The 22939-nt window shown below is 71.8% G+C and carries 19 protein-coding genes; 17 read left to right on the top strand and 2 right to left on the bottom strand.

The window, feature by feature from the left end; genetic code table 11:
* Positions 1-64 precede the first annotated feature (64 nt).
* The 6 genes from ACIQFU_RS02525 to ACIQFU_RS02500 all read left to right on the top strand — a co-directional run bounded on the left by ACIQFU_RS02525 (position 65) and on the right by ACIQFU_RS02500 (position 8804).
* On the top strand, positions 65-1441 hold the full coding sequence (locus ACIQFU_RS02525) for a hypothetical protein (protein ID WP_402548400.1): 1377 nt from the start codon (positions 65-67) through the stop codon (positions 1439-1441).
* Positions 1441-3648, top strand: coding sequence for a polysaccharide deacetylase family protein (locus tag ACIQFU_RS02520; protein ID WP_402548399.1), 2208 nt, complete (start codon positions 1441-1443; stop codon positions 3646-3648). The genes ACIQFU_RS02525 and ACIQFU_RS02520 overlap by 1 nt, the downstream gene beginning before the upstream one ends.
* The gene (locus tag ACIQFU_RS02515; RefSeq protein ID WP_402548398.1) at positions 3645-5015 is read left to right on the top strand and encodes an acyltransferase; all 1371 of its coding nucleotides are present in this window, start codon (positions 3645-3647) and stop codon (positions 5013-5015) included. The genes ACIQFU_RS02520 and ACIQFU_RS02515 overlap by 4 nt, the downstream gene beginning before the upstream one ends.
* Before the next feature lie 116 nt (positions 5016-5131).
* A complete protein-coding gene (locus ACIQFU_RS02510; protein WP_402548397.1) occupies positions 5132-6025 on the top strand; it encodes a hypothetical protein in 894 nt (297 codons plus the stop codon).
* 132 nt (positions 6026-6157) lie between these two features.
* Positions 6158-7516, top strand: a complete 1359-nt coding sequence (locus ACIQFU_RS02505; RefSeq protein ID WP_402548396.1) for a NarK family nitrate/nitrite MFS transporter — start codon at positions 6158-6160, stop codon at positions 7514-7516.
* 109 nt (positions 7517-7625) lie between these two features.
* A complete protein-coding gene (locus ACIQFU_RS02500) occupies positions 7626-8804 on the top strand; it encodes a uroporphyrinogen-III synthase (protein ID WP_402548395.1) in 1179 nt (392 codons plus the stop codon).
* A 369-nt stretch (positions 8805-9173) separates the two neighbouring features.
* Here the strand turns inward: ACIQFU_RS02500 and ACIQFU_RS02495 are convergent, their stop codons facing one another.
* Positions 9174-9734 (bottom strand): DUF1772 domain-containing protein, encoded by a 561-nt coding sequence (locus ACIQFU_RS02495; protein ID WP_402548393.1) that lies wholly within the window; start codon positions 9732-9734, stop codon positions 9174-9176.
* A gap of 188 nt (positions 9735-9922) precedes the next feature.
* Here ACIQFU_RS02495 and ACIQFU_RS02490 point away from each other — a divergent pair, with 188 nt between their 5' ends.
* From ACIQFU_RS02490 to ACIQFU_RS02465, 6 genes are all read left to right on the top strand, one after another.
* On the top strand, positions 9923-10513 hold the full coding sequence (locus ACIQFU_RS02490; protein ID WP_402548392.1) for a CGNR zinc finger domain-containing protein: 591 nt from the start codon (positions 9923-9925) through the stop codon (positions 10511-10513).
* Positions 10514-10707: 194 nt separating this feature from the next.
* A complete protein-coding gene (locus ACIQFU_RS02485) occupies positions 10708-11232 on the top strand; it encodes a sigma-70 family RNA polymerase sigma factor (RefSeq protein WP_007450155.1) in 525 nt (174 codons plus the stop codon).
* Between the two features lie 71 nt (positions 11233-11303).
* Positions 11304-12092 carry an anti-sigma U factor RsuA gene (gene rsuA, locus ACIQFU_RS02480; RefSeq protein ID WP_402548391.1) on the top strand — a complete coding sequence of 263 codons (789 nt, stop codon included), beginning with the start codon at positions 11304-11306 and terminating at the stop codon, positions 12090-12092.
* An 80-nt stretch (positions 12093-12172) separates the two neighbouring features.
* Positions 12173-14500, top strand: a complete 2328-nt coding sequence (locus tag ACIQFU_RS02475) for a HelD family protein (protein WP_402548390.1) — start codon at positions 12173-12175, stop codon at positions 14498-14500.
* Positions 14501-14911: 411 nt separating this feature from the next.
* Positions 14912-16327: an NAD-dependent malic enzyme gene (locus ACIQFU_RS02470; protein ID WP_402548389.1), complete on the top strand. Its 1416-nt coding sequence runs from the start codon at positions 14912-14914 to the stop codon at positions 16325-16327.
* A 353-nt stretch (positions 16328-16680) separates the two neighbouring features.
* The gene (locus ACIQFU_RS02465) at positions 16681-16962 is read left to right on the top strand and encodes an HU family DNA-binding protein (RefSeq protein ID WP_003950507.1); all 282 of its coding nucleotides are present in this window, start codon (positions 16681-16683) and stop codon (positions 16960-16962) included.
* 185 nt (positions 16963-17147) lie between these two features.
* On the opposite strand, the gene murA is transcribed toward ACIQFU_RS02465, so the two are convergent.
* Complete coding sequence (gene murA / locus ACIQFU_RS02460; protein WP_007450161.1) at positions 17148-18494, bottom strand: UDP-N-acetylglucosamine 1-carboxyvinyltransferase; 1347 nt, start codon at positions 18492-18494, stop codon at positions 17148-17150.
* Positions 18495-18727: 233 nt separating this feature from the next.
* On the opposite strand from murA, the gene ACIQFU_RS02455 reads away from it, so the two are divergent.
* From ACIQFU_RS02455 to ACIQFU_RS02435, 5 genes are all read left to right on the top strand, one after another.
* Positions 18728-19300 carry a YqgE/AlgH family protein gene (locus ACIQFU_RS02455; RefSeq protein ID WP_042826249.1) on the top strand — a complete coding sequence of 191 codons (573 nt, stop codon included), beginning with the start codon at positions 18728-18730 and terminating at the stop codon, positions 19298-19300.
* A gap of 30 nt (positions 19301-19330) precedes the next feature.
* Positions 19331-19615 (top strand): DUF3039 domain-containing protein, encoded by a 285-nt coding sequence (locus ACIQFU_RS02450; protein ID WP_030402030.1) that lies wholly within the window; start codon positions 19331-19333, stop codon positions 19613-19615.
* Positions 19616-19836: 221 nt separating this feature from the next.
* A complete protein-coding gene (locus tag ACIQFU_RS02445) occupies positions 19837-21135 on the top strand; it encodes an extracellular solute-binding protein (protein WP_402548388.1) in 1299 nt (432 codons plus the stop codon).
* Positions 21132-22097: a carbohydrate ABC transporter permease gene (locus tag ACIQFU_RS02440; RefSeq protein WP_402548387.1), complete on the top strand. Its 966-nt coding sequence runs from the start codon at positions 21132-21134 to the stop codon at positions 22095-22097. Before ACIQFU_RS02445 ends, ACIQFU_RS02440 begins: the two co-directional genes overlap by 4 nt.
* Positions 22094-22939 (top strand): carbohydrate ABC transporter permease, encoded by an 846-nt coding sequence (locus ACIQFU_RS02435; protein ID WP_402548384.1) that lies wholly within the window; start codon positions 22094-22096, stop codon positions 22937-22939. Before ACIQFU_RS02440 ends, ACIQFU_RS02435 begins: the two co-directional genes overlap by 4 nt.

The raw sequence follows: 22939 nt of genomic DNA, 5'->3' as shown, positions 1-22939 counted from the left end.
ACATGCTGACGCCACCGAGGTGTTGCCCTCGACCCGGGTCCACCCGCAGGCCGGGGGGTCTCCGATGAGCGCGAGGGAGCCCGGTGGGGCCGAGGGGTCCACCGGATCCGGCCACACCGGTTCCTCCGGGCCGACGGATTCCTCCGGGTTCGCCGGGGCCGCGTCGGGTCCGGGGTGGTTCGGGGAATCCAGTGAGGGCCCGAGCGGCCACGGGGGTCCCGCCGCGGACCGGACGGAGGTCCTCGGTGCCCGAATAGGAGGCCACGGCCGCCGCGTTCCGGGCCAGGACCCGTCGGCCCAGGGCCGGATAACGTGGGGCACGACCGGCCCGGCCGGGGCGAACCCCGGCGCCGCCGCCCCGGACAACGTTCCGAACGCCGCCGCCGCGCAGGGGCCCGACCTGTTCGGCAAGGCTCCCTACGCCGCCCAGGCGCCCGGCGCCGGCGTTGGCACTGGCCACGCCCACGGCACCGGCAACGCCCCGGACCCCGACCGGACGGACGTCCTTCCGTCGGCCGGTCCCACCCGTGCCTTCACCGCAGCCGCGGCCACATCCCCGCCCGGCCCCGCCACCGCCGCGCTCCGCGACCCCTGGCAGGAACTGCCGGACACGGGCGGCGACGCGGGCACCGATGCCGCCGGTCACACCCACGACCCGCACGAGGTGACGGTCCAGCTCGACGCCGTCCACCTCGGCGACGGCATGGTCCTGCGGGCCGACGGCGGACACCGCAAGAGCAGCCCGGAGCCCTCCGAAGGACCCGTCTTCGTCGACGCGTCGGGCCGCCGCAGCCGCCTGTACCGCCGCATCGGCATCCTCGTCGGCATCGCCTGCGCGGTCTACGCCGTCGTCATCGTCTCCACGCTGCTCTCCGGCAACTCCGACGCGCCCTGGATGCCCGTACCGGGCCAGGAGGAGGGCGCACCGGCCGGGCAGGTCGACACCACCCCGCTGCCCTCGCAGTCGGCGCAGCCCTCCGGCACCGGCGCCGCCGTGCCGCAGACCAGCCCCTCGGCCGACGCCGGAGCGGCGACCGCACCGGGAGCCGAGGCACCCGCGCCCGGCACGTCCGGCACGACGGGCGGCACCGCGGTGCAGCCCGGCACGAGCGCCGGGCCCCGGTCCTCGGCGTCCGGGACCGGCCGGGACCCGGGCGGTTCCGGCGCGACCGGCCCCGACCCGGCCCAGTCGACGCCGGCCTCGCAGCCCGCCACCACCGACCCGTCGACCCCGGCGGGCGGCGGTGGGGACACCCCCGTCGGCCCGACCGAGCCCACCGGCGGCGCCACCACGGGCCCCGCCCCGGGCGAGGGCGGTGCCAACGCCAACGGTGCGGGCGACCCCGACCCCGTCGCGGGTCCGGCCGGCGCACCCGTCGTGGTCGCCGACCCCGCCGACACCTCCACGTCCGCTTCCCTGTCCCCGGAGAACACCCTCTGATGGCATCCCGCACCCGCCGTCACGGGGCCGCGCGCAGCGTCCGTGAGGGCTCCCGCCGTCGCCTGCCGTTGCGCCTGCTGCTTCCGCTGCTCGTCCTGGTCGCCCTGGTGGCGATGCTGATGCTGCGCGGATACGTCCACAGCGAGATCCTCGCCGACCACCGCGTCCAGCCGCCCGCCGCGACCACCCACGTACCCGAGAAGATCCTCGAGGGCGGCCCGGTCATCGACGCGCGCGGCGGCCGCGCCGACAGCCTCAGCGTGCCCGACCACCGGCTCGTCCTCACCTTCGACGACGGCCCGGACCCGACCTGGACGCCGCGCGTCCTCGACGTGCTGAAGAAGCACGACGCGCACGCGGTCTTCTTCGTCACCGGCACCATGGCCTCCCGCTACCCCGACCTCGTCAAGCGCATGGTCGACGAGGGTCACGAAGTGGGCCTGCACACCTTCAACCACCCCGACCTCTCCTTCCAGTCCAAGAAGCGCATCGACTGGGAGCTGTCGCAGAACCAGCTGGCCATCACCGGCGCGGCCGGCGTGCGCACCTCGCTGTTCCGCCCGCCGTACTCCTCCTTCGCCGACGCCATGGACAACAAGTCCTGGCCGGTCACCGAGTACATAGGCAGCCGCGGCTACCTCGTCGTCGTCAACAACACCGACAGCGAGGACTGGCAGAAGCCCGGCGTCCACGAGATCATCCGGCGGGCCACACCGCACGGCGGCAAGGGCGCCATCGTCCTGATGCACGACTCCGGCGGCGACCGCCACCAGACCGTGCGGGCGCTGGACAAGTTCCTGCCCGACCTGAAGAAGAAGGGCTACGAGTTCGACAACCTCACCGAGGCCCTGGACGCGCCCAGCGCCATGACCCCGGTGACCGGCGCCGAACTGTGGAAGGGCAAGGCGTGGGTCTTCCTGGTCCAGGCCTCGGAGAAGCTCACCGACGGCCTGGTGGTGGGCCTGGCGATCATCGGCACGCTGGTCATCGGACGCTTCGTCCTGATGCTGCTCCTGTCCGGCGTCCACGCCCGCCGGGTGCGCCGCAGACGCTTCCGCTGGGGACCGGCCGTCACCGAACCGGTGACGGTGCTGGTCCCGGCGTACAACGAGGCCAAGTGCATCGAGAACACGGTCCGTTCCCTGATGGAGAGCGACCACCCGATCGAGATCATCGTCATCGACGACGGCTCCAGTGACGGCACCGCCCGGATCGTGGAAGGGCTCGGCCTGCCCAACGTGCGGGTGATCCGGCAGCTCAACGCGGGCAAGCCGGCCGCGCTCAACCGGGGCCTCGCCAACGCCCGTTACGACATCGTCGTGATGATGGACGGCGACACCGTCTTCGAACCCTCCACCGTCCGCGAACTCGTCCAGCCCTTCGGCGACCCGAAGGTGGGCGCCGTCGCGGGCAACGCGAAGGTCGGCAACAAGGACAGCCTCATCGGCGCCTGGCAGCACATCGAGTACGTGATGGGCTTCAACCTGGACCGCCGGATGTACGACGTCCTCGGCTGCATGCCGACCATCCCCGGCGCGGTCGGCGCCTTCCGCCGCTCCGCCCTGGAGCCCTTCGGCGGCATGAGCGACGACACGCTCGCCGAGGACACCGACGTCACCATGGCGCTGCACCGCGCCGGCTGGCGGGTCGTCTACGCCGAGAACGCCCGCGCCTGGACCGAGGCCCCGGAGTCCGTCAGCCAGCTGTGGTCCCAGCGCTACCGCTGGTCGTACGGCACCATGCAGGCCATCTGGAAGCACCGCCGCGCGGTGATCGAGAAGGGCCCCTCGGGCCGTTTCGGCCGCGTGGGCCTGCCCTTCGTCTCCCTGTTCATGGTCGTGGCCCCGCTGCTGGCCCCGCTGATCGACGTCTTCCTGCTCTACGGCCTCGTCTTCGGCCCGACCGGCAAGACGGTCGTGGCGTGGCTGGGCGTCCTCGCCATCCAGGCGGTGTGCGCGGCGTACGCCTTCCGGCTCGACCGGGAGAAGCTGACCCCGCTCATCTCGCTGCCCCTCCAGCAGATCCTGTACCGCCAGATCATGTACGTGGTGCTGCTCCAGTCCTGGATCACGGCGCTCACCGGCGGCCGGCTGCGCTGGCAGAAGCTGCGGCGCAGCGGCGGTGTGTCCGCGCCGCCGCCCGGTGCCGACGGCGTGCCGCCCCAGCGGCGCTCCGGTGCCATGGACGGGAGGCGGCCGGTCGGATGACCACCCCGTCGTTCGATCCGGCGCGGCCGACTCCCGCCGCGCACGTCCCGCCCCCAGCGCCCGCCCCGGCCGCCTCCGCGCCGGCCGCCACCCGGAGAGCCCCGAACGTGACCGCACCACCACCCTCGTATCCGCCCTTCGGCGCGGATCCGGCCGCCCCGTTCGCGCCGCCCGCCCCGGTCGAACCGGCCGTGCCCCGGCAGAAGCAGGCGCGGCGCGGACCCGTCCGCGACCGGTACTTCGACCTGCTGCGGGCGGTGGCCCTCTTCCGCGTGGTCCTCTACCACCTGATGGGCTGGGCCTGGCTGCCCGTGGTGTTCCCGTCCATGGGCGTCATGTTCGCCCTCGCGGGCAACCTGATGGCCCGTTCCCTCAAGCGCCCGGCCGTCCAGGTCGTCCGCAGCCGCATGCGCCGCCTGCTGCCGCCGCTGTGGCTGCTGGGCGTCGTGGGCGTGACCGGCATGGTGCTGCAGGGCTGGGGACCGAACGAGGACGGGCACCCCGGCTGGTGGTGGTTCCACCTCCTCTACTGGATCCTGCCGCTGAGCGACCCGCCGTTCGCCGAGAGCGTGCCGGGCATCCACGGCATCCTGGGCGAGGACTGGGCCGCGGAACTCGGCGGGCCGCTGTGGTACATCCGCGCCTACCTCTGGTACGTGCTGCTCTCCCCGGTCCTGCTGCGCGCGCTGCGTTCCCTGCCGTGGCTGACGATCATCGCGCCGCTCGCCCTGTCGGCCGCCTTCCAGTTCGGCTACCTCGAACTGCCGGGCGAGCGCTTCCCGTCCGCGCTCACGGACTTCAGCACCTTCGGCGCCTGCTGGATCCTCGGCATGGCCCACCAGGAAGGCGTACTGAAACGGCTGCCGCGCTACGTGGTGCCCTCGGTCGCCCCGGTGATCGCCGCACTGGGGCTGTGGTACGCCTTCAGGGAGGGCTTCAAGACCGGGTACGACCTGGACTCCATCCCCTTCGCGCAGGCCGTCTGGTCCTTCGCGACGGTGCTGCTGCTCCTGCACGTCAGCCCGTCGTGGTCCGAGTGGCCGCGCCGGCTGCGCCGCTGGGACCGGCTGATCACCCTGCTCAACTCGCGCGCCGTGACGATCTACCTGTGGCACAACGTCTGCATCCTGATCGCGGCCACGCTGTGGGACCAGCTGTGGGGCTTCGACGTCGTCTACGAGAACGTCCCGTGGCTGCTGGAGAGCCCCTGGCCGGTCCTGGTCCTCGCCTGGCTGCTCATCGGGAGCTGCATCGTCTGGTTCGGCTGGATGGAGGACGTGGCGGCCAAGCGCAGGCCGCAGCTGTGGCCGGACGGCAAGCGCCCGGCACAGAAGAAGCCCAGGGCCCGCGCGGCGCACCGGAGTTGACATCGCGGCGGAGGCGGCCTCCGCACCGGGGCTGACGTGTGTCGGCCCTCCGTGCGAGACTGCCCCGGTTGCGGGAGTGAACAGGGTGGCGTGAGCCGATCAGGGGGAGCAGCGGGATGAGCAAGCGGCAGACGCAGAAGATGCTGCAGTTGATGGCGAGCGGGGAGCCGGTCCAGCTCACCAGCCGGATGTCCTCGGTGAAGAAGCTCGCCAAGCTCGCCTTCGTCGCCCAGCAGTTCGGGTACGAGTACGCCGACGTCCGCCAGAGCGGCGGGAACAATGCCGCGCTCACCATGCTGCTGGTCCCCGACCCCGCCCCGCAGGCCCGCACCCGGGCCGCGCAGAACTGGGCGCAGTACCCGAACGCCGGCGACGGCGTGTCCCTGCCGCCGCTGGTGCCGGACGCCTTCGAACTCCTGAAGGCCCGGATCAACTTCGACCTCACCGGCAAGAACGCCCAGAAGAACATGGGCTACGGCGCGCTCGGCGGCACCGTCGCGTGTGTGGTCCTCGCCTACCGCGAGGGCGGTTCGTCCGACGACTTCGTCCTCTCCGGGATCATCTGGCTGGTCCTCATGGCGGCCCTGGGCATCGGCTTCCTCGTCACCCGGGGGCGCAACGCCAAGTTCGCCGCCCGGTTGCAGGCCGCCGGCTTCGTGCCGATGGCCGACGAGACGGGACGGGTGCGGTACCTGCCGCCCGGCGGACAGCTGCCGGGGCACGGCAACCCGTTCGGCGCCGCGCCCGGCGGCTACGGACAGCCGGCCCCCGGCCAGTACGCCGCCCAGCCGCAGCAGCCGTACTACGCACCGCCGCAGCCGCCGCAGCCGTACGCCCCGCAGCCCTACGCGCCCCCGCAGGTCCAGCAGCCCTACCCGCCGCAGCAGGCCCCGCAGCCGTACGCCCCGCAGCAGCAGCCGTACCCGCCTTCGCAGCCGCAGCAGCCGTACCCGCCGCAGGGGCACCCGCAGCAGAACCCGCACTGGCAGCCCCAGCCCCCGCAGGGCTGACCGCGATCTCTCACCCCGTGTCCGTGCCGGGTGAGAGCGACGTTCCCTCCCGGTCATCCACAGCCCCACCGGCCCGAAACGCGTCCTGCCTAGCGTCGCTGCCACCGAGCTGTGGAGCACCGTGGAGGCGCGATGAAAGCCCGTGGCGGACGCTGGATCGAGTACTGGGATCCCGAGAACGAGACCTTCTGGAAGGAGACGGGGCGGCGAACGGCCCGGCGGAACCTGCTCTTCTCCGTCCTCGCCGAGCACATCGGGTTCTCCGTCTGGACGCTGTGGTCGGTGCTGGTGCTCTTCATGGGCCCGGAGTACGGGCTGACACCGGCCGACAAGTTCCTGCTGACGTCCGTGGTGACCCTGGTCGGTGCCGTCGTGCGGGTGCCGTACACCTTCGCCGTCGCGGTCTTCGGCGGCCGCAACTGGACGGTCGTCTCGGCGGGCATGCTCCTCGTCCCGACGCTCGCGGCCTTCGTCGTGATGGAGCCCGGGACGTCCTTCTCGACGTTCCTGCTGGTCGGGCTGCTGGCCGGGATCGGGGGCGGCAACTTCGCCTCCTCCATGACCAACATCAACACCTTCTTCCCGCTCAGGGAGAAGGGGTGGGCGCTGGGCCTCAACGCCGGCGGCGGCAACGTCGGAGTGCCGGTCGTCCAACTCGTCGCGCTCGCGGTCATCGGGGCCTCCGGAGGCCCTCGGGTGCTGCTCGGCGTCTACATCCCGCTGATCCTCGTCGCCGTGGTCCTGGCCGCGCGCTTCATGGACAACCTCACCACCGTGAAGAACGACACCGGAGCGGCCAAGGACGCCGCCGGGGAAGCCCACACCTGGATCATGTCGGTGCTGTACGTCGGCACCTTCGGTTCCTTCATCGGCTACAGCTTCGCCTTCGGACAGGTACTGACGACCCAGTTCGGGCGGACGCCGCTCCAGGCGGCGTACCTCACGTTCGTCGGCCCGCTGCTCGGTTCCCTGGTCCGTCCCCTGGGCGGCAGGCTCGCCGACCGGTACGGGGGTTCGCGGATCACCCTGTGGAACTTCGTCGCGATGGCCGCGGCCACCTCGGTCCTCGTCGTGGCCGGCATGCAGAGGTCACTGGCCTTGTTCGTACCCGTGTTCGTGGCGCTGTTCGTGCTCAGTGGACTCGGGAACGGCTCGACGTTCAAGATGGTCCCGGGCATCTTCCACGCCAAGGCGCTGGCCCGGGGGCTGACGGACGAGGAGGCCGTGCGGCACGGGCGGCGCCTGTCGGGCGCGTCGATGGGGCTGATCGGTGCGGTGGGCGGTCTGGGGGGCGTCGGGATCAACCTCGCCTTCCGGCAGTCCTTCCTCTCCTCCGGCTCGGGCACCGGTGCCTTCGTCGCCTTCCTGGGCTTCTACGCCCTGTGCATCGTCGTGACATGGGCGGTATACCTTCGCCGTCCCGCCGTGCGCGGCGGTACGCGGGTGGGGGCGGCGGAGACGGGGAGGCGGCTCAGTCATGCGGAGGTGTGACGTAACACTGGTGACATGAGGTGGAACCGGGCCCGTCACGCACGGTTGACAGGCTCGGTCGCCACGTGACTGTGCACGTGGGTGCGAACGGAACGGAGCGCGGCGAGCGATGGACGACGTGAGCGACGTGGGCGACGCGGACGGCGGAGTGCGGCGGGCCGACCACGGGCCCCTGGCCGGGTTCACCGTGGGCGTGACCGCCGCCCGCCGGGCCGACGAACTGGGCGCGCTGCTCCAGCGGCGCGGAGCCGCCGTCCTGCACGCCCCGGCGCTGCGGATCGTGCCGCTCGCCGACGACAGCGAGCTGATGGCCGCCACCAAGGGAATCGTCGACCGGGCGCCGGACGTCGTCGTCGCCACCACCGCCATCGGGTTCCGGGGCTGGATCGAGGCCGCCGACGGCTGGGGGCTCGGCGGCGCCCTGCTGGAGCGGCTGCGCACGGTGGAGCTGCTGGCCCGCGGGCCCAAGGTCAAGGGCGCGGTGCGGGCCGCGGGACTGACGGAACGGTGGTCTCCCGCCTCCGAGTCCATGGCCGAGGTGCTCGACCGGCTCCTGGAGGAAGGCGTGGCGGGCCGCCGGATCGCCGTACAGCTGCACGGTGAGCCGTTGCCGGGCTTCGTGGAGGCGCTGCGGGAGGGCGGCGCCGAGGTGCTGGGGGTCCCCGTGTACCGGTGGCTGCCGCCGGAGGACCTCGGCCCCGTGGACCGGCTGCTGGACGCCGCGGTGTCGCGGGGCGTGGACGCCGTGACCTTCACCAGCGCGCCCGCCGCGGTCTCCCTGCTGGGCCGGGCCGGAGAGCGGGGCATGCTGCCGGAGCTGCTCGCCGCGTTCGGTCACGACGTGCTGCCCGCCTGCGTGGGACCGGTCACCGCGGTGGCGCTCCAGGCGCACGGCGTCGACACGGTCCACCCCGAGCGCTTCCGGCTCGGGCCCCTCGTCCAGCTGCTGTGCCAGGAGCTGCCGGCCCGCGCCGGTGCCCTGCCGGTAGCCGGGCACCGGCTGGAGATCCGCGGTCACGCGGTGCTCGTCGACGGGGAGCTGCGGACCGTGCCGCCGGCCGGCATGTCCCTGCTGCGCACCCTCGCCCGGCGGCCCGGCTGGGTCGTGCCCCGCGCGGAGCTGCTGCGCGCCCTGCCGGGCACCGGCCGCGACGAACACGCCGTCGAGACGGCCATGGCCCGCCTGCGCACGTCCCTCGGCACCCCGAAGCTGATCCAGACGGTGGTCAAACGCGGCTACCGCCTCGCCCTGGACCCGGCGACGGACGCCAAGTACACGACCGACTGACCCCGCCCCCCCCGTGCGGGCGCGGACGCATGAGCGGCGCGACGTCCACCACGAGACCGCGGCTCCCGGACAGCCCGGGTTGGGCGTGAGCGACGCGGTCTTCGGGTGCCGGGTGCCGGGTGCCGGGTGCCGGGTGCGTGGGCGGCCGGGCGGTCCCGGCTGCTCCCCGTGTTCGCGGCGGCTCTCTCCTGGTCGCCGTGCCGCTGCCGCGCACCCCCGTCCGGGCCACGGGGCGGCCGGTCGTCCGGCGGGTGCCCCGGCCCGGCGACGCCCTCCGCCGGTTCGCCGGTGCCGTGCGTGCGGGACGCCGGGTGTTCGCCGGCCGTACGGGTGCCCGGGGCCGGGGTGCGCCTGCCGGGGACCCGGCGTTCACCGGCCGGTCGGGTGGGGCGTCCCGTGCGACGCCGTAGGGCGTCGCGGCGGCAGCGGGGTCGATCGTGTCCGCCGTCCCCAGGGCGCCAGGCCCGTGGCCAGGCAGGCCGTCGCCACCGTCGACAGTACGGCGCGTACGACGTTCCAGGCCACCCACGCGTCCTCGAACCGTTCGCGCAGCGCCGCCGGATCGCCGGGCCGTGCGAGGGCGTCGTTGAGGGGCACGTTGCCGCCCACGGTGACCAGGAAGGCGAGCGCGTAGGCCGTCGCTCCCGCCCAGACCCACCAGCGGCCCGGCCGGCCGCGCGACTGCCACCCCGCGACGCCCGCGAGGACGAGCGCGCCCATGAAGACCAGCAGGAACACCGGGTTCTCGATCACGTCGTTGATGTCGCGCATCACGTCGACGTACACGCGGTTGTCGCTGCGCGCCAGCGCCGGCATCACGGCACAGGCGAAGACGTAGAAGGTCCCGGCCATCAGGCCCGCGGCGACCGTGGCCGCGACCAGCACTCCACCGGCGGTGCGGGACCGCCGTTCCCCGTTGATGTCTGTCATGCGTCCAGTCAACGCGCGCTGCGGCGCACCGGACATGGCCCGGACGCGCGGGCGCATGCGTGAGCGTCCACGCGGGAGCGGTACGAGGGGTTCCGGGCGCGGGGACGGGCAGGCACTGTAGAGGGAGCGGTTCCCCTGCTCCCCTCTCCGGCCCGCCCCACCGGGCAACTCAAGGCGGTGACAGGAACATGGCACTGGGCACGGCCACCGACCCGTACGAGCTGCGCTTCGACACCGGGCGGATCTGCCTGGACCTCATCGCCACCACCCACCCCGTGGAACGCCTCGGCTCGCTGGACGCGCTGCGCGCCTGGATCACCGGCTCCGGACTCGTCCCGCCCGGCACTCCGCTGGCCCACGCCGACCCCACCTGGCTGACCGGCTTCCGCGAACTGCGCGGCGAGACCGCGCGGTTGGTCCGCACCCGGCCGGCGCCCCCGGCCCGCGCGTACGACCTCGCGCTCGCCCGCGTCAACGAACTCGCCCTGGCCGCACCCCCCGCGCCCCGCGCGGTGCCCGGCGAGGACGGCGCACTGGTGCGGGAGCTGACCGGACCGCCGCGGTGCGCGGCGCTGCTCGGCGCCCTCGCCCGGGACGCGGTGGAACTGCTCACCGACCCCGTCGCGCGGGCGGGCCTGAGGCAGTGCGCCGGCGACAACTGCCCCATCGTGTACGTCGACACCTCCCGCGGCCGCCGCCGGCGCTGGTGCTCCAGCGAGGTCTGCGGCAACCGGGAGCGCGTCGCCCGGCACCGGCGCCGCGCCGCCCTGGCTCGGTAAGTACCCGTAGGTACCCTCGCGCCCCGTTCGTCACACCGCTCCGAGAAATCTTTCATCTCGTTTTGAACACGCCGCACTTCGCGTCCGTACCGAATGGGCGAGCGACCGACTGGGGGAACCCCCGGACATCGGAGGTGGGCGTGCGCAAGGATTCCGTCGTGGCCAATGAACGTGGTGCGAGGGCCCGACATCGCATGTCGCAGTCGTCCTCGGAACCCGACGAGGAGCTGATGCGCGCGCTGTACCGCGAGCACGCCGGCCCCTTGCTGGCCTACGTGCTGCGGCTGGTCGCGGGGGACCGCCAGCGCGCCGAGGACGTCGTCCAGGAGACGCTCATACGTGCCTGGAAGAACGCCGGTCAGCTCAACCGTGCGACCGGATCGGTACGCCCCTGGCTGGTGACGGTCGCCCGGCGCATCGTCATCGACGGCCACCGCAGCCGGCAGGCCCGGCCGCAGGAGGTCGATCCGTCGCCGCTGGAGGTCATCCCCGCGGAGGACGAGATCGACAAGGCGCTGTGGCTGATGACGCTGTCGGACGCGCTCGACGACCTGACCCCGGCCCACCGGGAGGTTCTCGTCGAGACGTACTTCAAGGGGCGTACCGTCAATGAGGCGGCGCAGACACTGGGCATACCCAGCGGCACCGTTCGCTCCCGGGTGTTCTACGCCCTGCGTTCGATGAAGCTGGCACTGGAGGAGCGGGGGGTGACGGCGTGATGAGCGAGTACGGGGGAACTCACGGATTCGGCGGGGGATTCGGCCCGGGGGACACGGGTAATCCTGTCCCCATGCAGGGAACACCGGCGCCGAACGAGCACGAGACCGTCGGCGCCTACGCCCTCGGAATCCTCGACGACGCCGAGGCGACGGCCTTCGAGGCACACCTCGCCACCTGCGAGTGGTGCGCCCAGCAGCTCGACGAACTGGCCGGCATGGAGCCGATCATGGCCGCGCTGGCCGACCTGCCGGGCACCGGTACGCCCGAGATCGCCGAGTCGCTCACCGTGAAGCCCGGCCCGCGGCTCTCGGAGAAGCTCGTCGACGAGGTCGCCGAACGCCGTGCGAGCAAGCGCCGCCGCAACTTCTACCTGGTGGGCACCGCGGCCGCGCTGATCATCGGCGGCCCGTTCGCCGCCGTGGCGACCACGGGCGGCGCGGGAGGCGGCGGTGACGACGGCGGCGGCCGCAGGGCCGAGGCGTCGCAGCAGGCCGCGAGCCCCGCGGAGTCCGCGTTCGCCGCCATGCCGGACCGGGTCACCGCCACCGACCCGGCCACGCAGGTCAGCGCGACCGTGGCGCTGGAGAAGAAGGCCTGGGGCACCGAGACGGTCCTGGAGCTGAAGAACCTCAAGGGCCCCCAGAAGTGCTCCCTGGTGGCCGTCGGCAAGAACGGCGAGCGGGAGACCCTCAGCTCCTGGACGGTCCCCGACTGGGGCTACGGCATCCCGGACGCCACCACGGAGAAGGCCAAGAAGCCGCTCTACGTGCACGGCGGCGCCGCCTTCGAACCCAACCAGATCTCCCACTTCGAGGTCATGACCTTCGACGGGAAGCGACTGGTGGAGGTCGACGCGTAGCCCGCTCCGGGCGCGCCGTGGCTTCCCGGGCCCCCTTGGCGTATTTTTGACGGCTGCCCAGCACGTCAGAAGGGGGCCCGGTGGCCGCACAGGCTCAACAGGATTCAGCGGTCGACTCGGAGCACGACCCCGTACGGGGGGACTCCGCGCGGGAGGACTCCGTACGCGACCGAGAGATCGACGTGGAACAGGCACACCTCGACCGGGTGTACCGACGCCTCGAGGAGAAGATCCACGAGGCGGAGTTCCTCATGCACGACGCCGCCCAGCGCGGCCACGTCGGCACGCCCGGCGCCCTCGCCGAGCGCGACGCGCAGGTCTTCCGGGCCGGCATCCACCTGAACCGCCTGAACAACGAGTTCGAGGACTTCCTGTTCGGCCGCATCGACCTGCTGCTCGGCAAGGACGGCAAGAAGGGCCCGGACGGCGCGTACACGGCGGTCGAGCCCGCCGAGGGCGCCCTCGGGCCCGACGGCACCGCCGACATCGCCGAGACCCTGCACATCGGCCGCATCGGCGTCCTGGACGAGGACTACGCCCCGCTGGTCATCGACTGGCGGGCGCCCGCCGCCGCGCCCTTCTACCGGTCCACGCCGGTCGACCCGGGCCGGGTCGTGCGCCGCCGGGTGATCCGCTCCAAGGGCCGGCGCGTCCTCGGCGTCGAGGACGACCTGATGCGGCCCGAGATCACGGCCCGCCTGGACGGCGAGGAGCTGGCCGTCGTCGGCGACGGCGCCCTGATGGCCGCGCTCGGCCAGGCCCGCACGCACTCCATGCGGGACATCGTGGCCTCCATCCAGGCGGAGCAGGACCAGGTGATCCGCGCCCCCGCCGCCTCCGTGACCTACGTCGAGGGCGGCCCCGGCACCGGCAAGACCGCCGTCGCGCTGCACCGGGCGGCGTACCTGCTCTACCAGGACCGGCGCCGGTACGCGGGCGGCATCCTCATCGTCTCGCCGACGCCGCTGCTCGTGGCGTACACCGAGGGCGTGCTGCCCTCCCTCGGCGAGGAGGGCCAGGTCGCCATCCGCGCGATCGGTTCCCTGGTCGACGGCGCGGAGGCCACGCTGTACGACTCCCCGGCCACCGCCCGCGCCAAGGGCTCCTCCCGCATGCTCAAGGTGCTGCGCAAGGCCGCGCGCGGAGCGCTCGAACCGGCCGGCTCGCCGACCCTGCTCCGGGTCGTCGCCTTCGGCCGCCGCCTCGAACTGGAGGCCGGGGAGCTGGACGGCATCCGCCGCACCGTCCTCGGCGGCACCGCGCCCGTCAACCTGCTGCGCCCCCGCGCCCGACGACTGCTCCTGGACGCCCTGTGGGAGAAGTCCGGCGCCGGGGCCCGGCACACCGACCCCGAGCTGGCCGCCGAGCTGCGCTCGTCCTTCGACGAGGACGTCAGCTCCGAGGACCCCTTCATCGCCTTCCTCGACGCCTGGTGGCCCGAGCTGACCCCGGGCGCCGTGCTGGCGGCCATGTCGGACGAGCGCCGCCTGGGGCGCTGGGCGCGGCGCGTGCTGAACGCGGGCGAGGTCCGCAAGGTGGCCCGTTCGCTGCGGCGCGAGGGCCACTCCGTGCACGACGTCGCCCTGCTCGACGAGCTCCAGGCGATCGTCGGCACCCCGGCCCGCCCCCGCAAGCGGCGCGAGCAGGATCCGCTGGACCAGCTCACCGGCCTGGAGGAGCTGATGCCGCAGCGCGAGGAGACGCAGTGGGAGCGTGCCGAGCGCCTGGCCCAGGAGCGCACCGAGTACGCCCACGTCATCGTCGACGAGGCACAGGACCTCACGCCCATGCAGTGGCGAATGGTCGGCCGCCGCGGCCGGCACGCCACCTGGACGGTCGTCGGCGACCCGGCCCAGTCCTCCTGGTCCGACCCCGACGAGGCCGCCGCCGCCCGTGACGAGGCCCTGGGCACCAGGCCGCGCCGCCGCTTCGAGCTGACCGTGAACTACCGCAACCCGGCCGAGATCGCCGAGCTGGCGGCGAGGGTCCTCGCCCTGGCCATGCCCGGCTCGCGGTCACCGTCGGCCGTGCGCTCGACCGGCGTGCGGCCGCGTTTCGCGGTGGTGGAGGACTCCCTCGCGCGGACGGTCCGCGCGGAGGCGGCCCGGCTGCTCGGCCTCGTCGACGGCACCGTGGGCGTCGTGGTCGCCATGAACCGGCGCGAGGAGGCCCGGCGCTGGCTGGCCGGGCTCGGCGACCGCGTGGTGGCGCTGGGCAGCCTGGAGGCGAAGGGCCTGGAGTACGACGCCACGGTCGTCGTCTCCCCGGCCGAGATCGCCGACGAGTCGCCCGCCGGACTGCGCGTGCTGTACGTCGCCCTGACCCGGGCCACGCAGCAGCTGACGGTCGTCTCCTGCGAGCGGGACGAGCCGGACGCCTCGGGGGTGCCCGACCTGCTGCGCGACTGAGCGCACGGGGTGCGAACGTGCGAGAGGCCCGCGCCGTCGGACGGCGCGGGCCTCTCCTCCCGTTCAAGTGGCACCGACCCGCCATGCTCGCCTCGCGGCAAGTGGTCGCTCGTAGCGACGATGGTTGGGCCCGGGGGCTTGGATCGAGCCGGTGCCACGTCCAAGGTAACAAACGATCCCCGCAAGACAATTCCCGTCCCGCGGGTTCCTCCGGCGATCGGAACCCGCCCCCTCCGTGTCTTCCGGTGACCCCTTCCCCCGACGGGCTCATTCTCGTATGGTGGAAGTCGTTTTCCGAAAACGGAGCGAACAAAAAGTTCGCAATCCGGGGCGGCTACCGCGTACTCGGTGGTAGGTGCGACGATCGGACGGCACAACCCAGTAACACGGTGAAAGCAGAGGAAGTCGGCCATGGCAACGGCGCCCAGCGTCTCCTACTCGATGACGGTCCGACTGGAGGTGCCCGCGGGCGGAACCGCCGTCTCGCAGCTCACCACCGCGGTGGAGTCCGCCGGCGGCTCGGTCACCGGCCTCGACGTCACGGCCTCCGGCCACGACAAGCTCCGCATCGACGTCACCATCGCGGCCGGCTCGACCTCCCACGCCGACGAGATCGTGGAGCAGCTGCGCGGCATCGAGGGCGTCAGCCTGGGCAAGGTCTCCGACCGTACCTTCCTCATGCACCTCGGCGGCAAGATCGAGATGGCGTCCAAGCACCCCATCCGCAACCGCGACGACCTGTCCATGGTTTACACGCCCGGCGTGGCCCGCGTCTGCATGGCGATCGCCGAGAACCCCGAGGACGCCCGGCGCCTGACCATCAAGCGCAACTCCGTTGCGGTCGTGACGGACGGCTCCGCCGTGCTGGGCCTCGGCAACATCGGCCCGAAGGCCGCGCTGCCGGTGATGGAGGGCAAGGCGGCCCTGTTCAAGCGGTTCGCGGGCATCGACGCCTGGCCGCTCTGCCTGGACACCCAGGACACCGACGCGATCGTCGAGATCGTCAAGGCCATCGCCCCGGGCTTCGCGGGCATCAACCTCGAGGACATCTCCGCCCCCCGCTGCTTCGAGATCGAGGCCCGGCTGCGCGAGGCCCTGGACATCCCCGTCTTCCACGACGACCAGCACGGCACCGCCATCGTCGTCCTCGCCGCGCTCACCAACGCCCTGCGCGTGGTGGACAAGCCGATCGAGAACGTACGGGTCGTCATGTCCGGCGCCGGCGCCGCCGGTACGGCCATCCTGAAGCTGCTGCTGGCCGCGGGCGTCAAGAACGCCGTCGTCGCCGACATCCACGGCGTCGTGCACGCCGGCCGCGCCGACCTGGTCGACGCCGCCCCGGAGTCCGCGCTGCGCTGGATCGCCGACAACACCAACCCCGAGGGCCTCACCGGCACCCTCAAGGAGGCCGTGCACGGCGCCGACGTCTTCATCGGCGTCTCCGCCCCCAACGTCCTCGACGGCGCGGACGTGGCGGCCATGGCCGAAGGTGCGATCGTGTTCGCGCTCGCGAACCCGGACCCCGAGGTCGACCCGGCGGTGGCCCGCGAGACGGCCGCGGTCGTCGCCACCGGCCGTTCCGACTTCCCGAACCAGATCAACAACGTGCTGGTCTTCCCCGGTGTGTTCCGCGGTCTGCTGGACGCCCAGTCCCGCACCGTCAACACCGAGATGATGCTCGCCGCCGCGCACGCCCTCGCGGACGTGGTGACCGAGGACGAGATCAACCCGAACTACATCATCCCGAGCGTCTTCAACGACAAGGTCGCCGGTGCCGTCGCGGGCGCCGTGCGGGAGGCGGCGAAGGCCGCCGGAGTGGTGGCGTAGTTTCCCCCGGCCGGGGAAGGCGGCTCGTGGCGTGGTGGTGAGGATCACCACGGCGGGCCGCCCCTCCGGCGCGTCGCGGGATGTCGGGCCTCGGATCGCCCTCTAGGGTTGCGCAAGGCTCAGGCCCTCTCGGCGTGTGACTCCCAAGGGTGTTCTCACGACCTCCTGGGGGTGCCGGATTGGCTTTACCGCCGCAGGTGGAGGCAGGATGCCTCCCTGGGCGCGAGGGCCTGACGACCGACCCGGGTCCGGGGAATGTCAGAGGGCCCTGGCAGCATCGGCATCGCTGTGCCCAATGTGCGGCTCCGCCGCGTGGCACGCCTCAACGGCAAGTAGAACACGGGAGTAACAACATGAACCGCAGTGAGCTGGTGGCCGCGCTGGCCGACCGCGCCGAGGTGACCCGCAAGGACGCCGACGCCGTGCTGGCCGCGTTCGCCGAGGTTGTCGGCGACATCGTCTCCAAGGGCGACGAGAAGGTCACCATCCCCGGCTTCCTGACCTTCGAGCGCACCCACCGTGCCGCTCGCACCGCCCGCAACCCGCAGACCGGCGAGCCGATCCAGATTCCGGCCGGCTACAGCGTCAAGGTCTCCGCGGGCTCCAAGCTCAAGGAAGCCGCCAAGGGCAAGTAATCGCTCCGCTTGGAGTGCCGGGGGCTGCGCGGATCGTTCGTTCGGGATGCGGTCGTTTCGCGGCTGCGGGCCGGGTGTGGCTGGTCGCGCAGTTCCCCGCGCCCCTTGCAGGGGCGTTCCACTCAACGCCGATGGGGCGGTCACCCGGACTCGGGTGACCGCCCCATCGGCGTTCTCGCAGAGGTTCAGCCCAGGGCCTTGCCCGGGAGCTCCACCTTCGCGCCGAGCTCCACGAGCTTGTCCATGAAGTTCTCGTAGCCGCGGTTGATCAGGTCGATGCCGTGGACCCGGGAGGTGCCCTGGGCCGCGAGGGCGGCGATCAGGTACGAGAAGCCGCCGCGCAGGTCGGGGATGACCAGGTCGGCGCCCTCCAGCTTGGTCGGCCCCGAGACGACGGCCGAGTGCAGGAAGTTGCGCTGGCCGAAGCGGCAGTCCGAGCCGCCCAGGCACTCGCGGTAGAGCTGGATGTGGGCGCCCATCTGGTTGAGCGCCGAGGTGAAGCCCAGCCGGGACTCGTAGACCGTCTCGTGGACGATGGACAGGCCCGTGGCCTGGGTCAGGGCGACCACCAGGGGCTGCTGCCAGTCCGTCTGGAAGCCGGGGTGCACGTCCGTCTCCAGGGCGATGGACTTCAGCCGGCCGCCCGGGTGCCAGAAGCGGATGCCCTCGTCGTCGATCTCGAAGGCGCCGCCGACCTTCCGGAAGGTGTTCAGGAACGTCATCATCGAGCGCTGCTGGGCCCCGCGGACGTACACGTTGCCCTCGGTGGCCAGCGCCGCGGAGGCCCAGGAGGCGGCCTCCAGGCGGTCCGAGAGGGCACGGTGGGTGTAGCCGCCCAGCTCGTCCACGCCGGTGACGCGGATGGTGCGGTCGGTGTCCATGGCGATGATCGCGCCCATTTTCTGCAGGACGCAGATCAGGTCCTCGATCTCGGGCTCCACGGCCGCGTTGGACAGCTCCGTGACGCCCTCGGCGAGCACGGCGGTCAGCAGGACCTGCTCGGTGGCGCCGACGGACGGGTACGGCAGCCGGATCTTCGTGCCGCGCAGCCGCTGCGGAGCCTCCAGATACTGGCCGTCCGCCCGCTTCTCGATCTTCGCGCCGAACTGCCGCAGCACCTCGAAGTGGAAGTCGATGGGCCGGCCGCCGATGTCGCAGCCGCCCAGACCCGGGATGAAGGCGTGCCCGAGGCGGTGCAGCAGCGGGCCGCAGAACAGGATCGGGATGCGCGACGAGCCCGCGTGGGCATCGATGTCGGCGACGTTCGCGCTCTCCACGTGGGAGGGGTCCATCACCAGCTCGCCGGGCTCCTCACCCGGCCGGACGGTCACCCCGTGCAGTTGCAGCAGTCCGCGTACGACCCGCACGTCGCGGATGTCCGGCACATTGCGCAGCCGGCTCGGCGCACTGCCCAGCAGGGCGGCCACCATGGCCTTCGGCACGAGGTTCTTCGCACCGCGGACCCGGATCTCGCCCTCCAGCGGGGTTCCGCCGTGGACAAGCAGTACGTCATCAGCGCCGTTGACGGTCATGAATCTCGCGTTCCGTGGGGTTGGGCAGGGGCCAGAAGGGAAAGGGTAATCGTCTTGTACCCCCCTTCATGGCGCCTCCGCACGGTCGGAGAACGTCATGGATTTGTCACAACACGCCGTGTTCACCGGCGCGTACAGGGGGTCACGATCCAAGAGCGTGCGCGGGTGCGTGTTCACCCCCGTGCCTCCGATTGCCTCCCCACGGGAGGGGAACATGCGGGATCATGTCTGGCATGACCGAGGTGTCCTCGCTCACGGGGCGGCTGCTCGTGGCAACGCCCGCCCTGGCGGACCCGAACTTCGAGCGTGCGGTGGTGCTCCTTCTCGACCACGACGAGGAGGGCTCCCTGGGTGTCGTCCTCAACCGGCCCACGCCGGTCGACGTGGGCGACATCCTGGAGGACTGGGCGGACCTGGCGGGCGAGCCGGGCGTCGTCTTCCAGGGCGGCCCGGTCTCGCTGGACTCGGCCCTCGGCGTCGCCGTCGTCCCCGGCGGGGCGTCCGGCGAGCGCGCGCCGCTGGGCTGGCGCCGGGTGCACGGCGCGATCGGCCTGGTCGACCTGGAGGCGCCGCCGGAGCTGCTGGCGTCCGCCGTGGGCGCCCTGCGGATCTTCGCCGGGTACGCGGGCTGGGGACCCGGCCAGCTGGAGGACGAGCTGACCGAGGGCGCCTGGTACGTGGTCGAGTCGGAGCCCGGCGACGTCTCCTCGCCGTTCCCCGAGAGACTCTGGCGCGAGGTGCTGCGCCGCCAGCGGGGCGACCTGGCGATGGTGGCGACGTACCCGGACGACCCGTCGCTCAACTGAAGCGTGTGAGCTTCAGTACCCTTGGCGGTTATGAGCACTCTCGAGCCCGAGCGCGGGACAGGTACGGGAACCCTCGTCGAGCCGACGCCGCAGACGTCCCACGGCGACGGCGACCACGAGCGCTTCGCGCATTACGTCCAGAAGGACAAGATCATGGCGAGCGCCCTCGACGGCACCCCCGTCGTGGCGCTGTGCGGCAAGGTCTGGGTGCCGGGCCGCGATCCGAAGAAGTACCCCGTGTGCCCCATGTGCAAGGAGATCTACGAGTCCATGAGCGGCGGCGGGGACGAGGGCAAGGGCGGCGACAAGAAGTAGCGCCTGTGTCCGTACGGACCTCTTAGAACTTCCCGAAGGCCCCCGGAGTGTGCCCGCGCGCACTCCGGGGGCCTTCGGGCGTCACGGCTGGTTGACGAAGAGGTTTACGAACTGGTTCAGACCTCTTGTGGACGGGTTCATGTCTCCCTACGCTCCTGGGTGTTGTGCAGAGCGAAACCGTCATTGCATATGTTGCAACGCACGCCCGGAGGAAAGACTCCATGAAGCTCGCCCCCCGCTTGGCCGTACTGCTGGCCGCGGCCGTCGTCGCCGCGACCGCCTGCGCACCCCAGACGTCCGACAACTCCTCCTCCGGCAAGGACGAGAAGAGCGGCACGCTGCGCGTCTGGCTGTTCCAGGAGGTCAACAACAAGCCGAAGGAGAAGGTCGTCGAAGCGGTTCTCGCCGACTTCGGGAAGGCGCACGAGAACACCGAGGTCACCGTCGAGTACATCCCGGTCGAGACCCGCGCCCAGCGCATCAAGGCCGCCTTCAACGACCCGAAGTCCGCCCCCGACGTCATCGAGTTCGGCAACACCGACACCGCCGGCTACGTGAAGGACGGCGGACTCGCCGACGTGACCGAGGACTTCGCCGCCTGGGACGAGGCCAAGGACGCGGACCCCACCGCCCGCCAGTCCGTCACCGTGGACGGAAAGGTCTACGGCGCCCCCTACTTCGTCGGCGTCCGCGCCCTGTACTACCGCACCGACGTCTTCGACGAACTGGGCCTCAAGGCGCCCGAGTCGCTCGACGGACTGGCGTCCACCGCCAAGCAGGTGCACGCCGCGAAGCCCGACCTCTACGGCATAGCCGTCGGCGGCGCCTACACCTACGGCGCGATGCCCTTCATCTGGGCCAATGGCGGCGAACTCGCCACCGGCAAGGGCGGCTCCTACGCCTCCGCCGTCGACAGCGCCGCCGCACAGAAGGGCATCAAGGCGTACACGTCCCTGTTCGGGGACGGCAACTGCCCCGCCGCCAAGTGCGCCGGCATGGGCGGCAACGACACCGTCACCGCCTTCGCGTCCGGCAAGGCGGCCATGGCCATCGGCGGCGACTTCAGCCACCAGGCCGTGGAGGCGGGCAAGGTGAAGGGCAAGTACGCGGTCGTGCCGCTGCCCGGCGTCGAGTCCGGCTCCATCGCCCCCGCCTTCGCGGGCGGCAACAACATCGGTGTTCTGAAGAGCACCTCGCACCGCACCCTCGCCGTCGACCTGATGAAGCGGCTCGCGTCGAAGAAGGCGCAGGGCGAACTGTTCGACGCGATGGGCTTCCTGCCGACCTTCGCGGACGTACGGCAGCAGGTCGCGGCCAGGGAGCCGTTCGTGAAGCCGTTCGTCGACACGCTCGCCGCGGGCACGAAGTTCGTCCCGGCCTCTCCCGCCTGGGCGACGATCGACTCCTCGCAGGTGCTGCCGACGATGTTCCAGGAGGTGGTCAGCGGCAAGAAGGACGTGGGCGCTGCCGCGGGGGACGCGGCCAAGAAGATGGACGACGCGTTCGGCTCCGCCGGATGACGGGTTCGCCTATGAGCTCGGGGGGTGCGGTTCGGTGGCGGGTGCGGCGCCGTCGTGGCTTGTCGCGCAGTTCCCCGCGCCCCTTCGGGGGCTCCTCCGCCACTCCTTGGATATATCTCGCGCCCGCTCTGGTCGTCCTCGGCGGGCTGCTCGTCTACCCCGTCTATCAGCTCGGGCTGATCTCCTTTCTGGAGTACACGCAGGCCCAGGTGTCCGGTGGGGAGCCGACGACCTTTCAGGGGTTCGGGAACTATGCCGAGCTGTTCGGGGACGGGGAGTTCTGGCGGGTGCTGCTCGCCACCGTCGTGTTCGCCGCCGCCTGTGTCGTCTCGACGCTGGCCGTAGGGTGTGCGCTCGCCGTGCTTCTCACGCGGGTGCGGGCCGTGCCGCGGCTGGCGCTGATGCTGGCGGGGCTGGGCGCGTGGGCGACACCGGCGGTCACCGGGTCGACGGTGTGGCTGCTGCTGTTCGACCCGGACTTCGGGCCGGTCAACCGGATGCTGGGCCTCGGCGACCACTCGTGGACGTACGGGCGCTACAGCGCCTTCCTGCTCGTACTGCTCGAAGTCGTCTGGTGCTCCTTCCCGTTCGTCATGGTGACCGTCTACGCCGGGATCCGGGCCGTGCCGTCCGAGGTGCTGGAGGCCGCCGCGCTCGACGGGGCGTCCCAGTGGCGGATCTGGCGCTCGGTGCTCGCGCCGATGCTCCGGCCGATCCTGGTGGTCGTCACCATCCAGTCGGTCATCTGGGACTTCAAGGTCTTCACCCAGATCTACGTCATGACCAACGGCGGCGGCATCGCCGGCCAGAACCTCGTCCTCAACGTCTACGCCTATCAGAAGGCCTTCGCGTCCTCGCAGTACAGCCTCGGCTCCGCGATCGGCGTCGTCATGCTGCTGATCCTGCTCGCCGTGACGCTGGTCTACCTGCGGCTGCTGCGCCGCCAGGGGGAGGAGCTGTGAATCTTCCGCGCGCGCGTGTGCGCCGTCCGTGGCGGCTCGCGGCAGAGGCGTCCGCGCTGCTGATCGCCGTGGTGGTCGCCTTCCCGCTCTACTGGATGGTGCTGAGCGCCTTCAAACCGGCCGGGGAGATCGAGTCGAGCGAGCCCCGGCCCTGGACGCTGACCCCCTCGCTGGACTCCTTCCGGCGCGTCTTCGAACAGCAGGAATTCGGCCGCTACTTTCTCAACAGCCTGATCGTCGCGGGATGCGTCGTGATCGCCTCGGCGTTCATCGCGTTCCTCGCGGCGACCGCGGTGACGCGTTTCCGGTTCCGATTCCGGACCACCCTGCTCATCATGTTCCTGGTGGCCCAGATGGTGCCCGTGGAGGCGCTCACCATCCCGCTGTTCTTCCTCATGCGGGACTTCGGCCAGCTGAACACGCTGGGTTCGCTGATCCTGCCGCACATCGCCTTCTCGCTGCCGTTCGCGATATGGATGCTGCGGGGCTTTGTGAAAGCCGTGCCGGAGGCTCTGGAGGAGGCCGCCTACATCGACGGGGCGAGCCGGGCGCGCTTTCTGTGGCAGATCCTCTTCCCGCTGGTTCTCCCGGGGCTGGTGGCCACCAGCGTCTTCTCCTTCATCTCGACCTGGAACGACTTCCTGTTCGCCAAGTCGTTCATCATCAGCGACACTTCCCAGTCGACGCTGCCGATGGCGCTGCTGGTCTTCTACAAGCCGGACGATCCCGACTGGGGCGGCGTCATGGCCGCCTCCACGGTGATGACGATTCCGGTGCTGGTCTTCTTCGTACTCGTACAACGACGACTCGTCTCCGGCCTCGGCGGAGCGGTAAAGGACTGA

The sequence above is a fragment of the Streptomyces sp. NPDC093065 genome, assembly GCF_044754585.1.
Taxonomy (GTDB): Bacteria; Actinomycetota; Actinomycetes; order Streptomycetales; family Streptomycetaceae; genus Streptomyces.
This window is presented reverse-complemented; position numbering and strand designations above follow the sequence as displayed.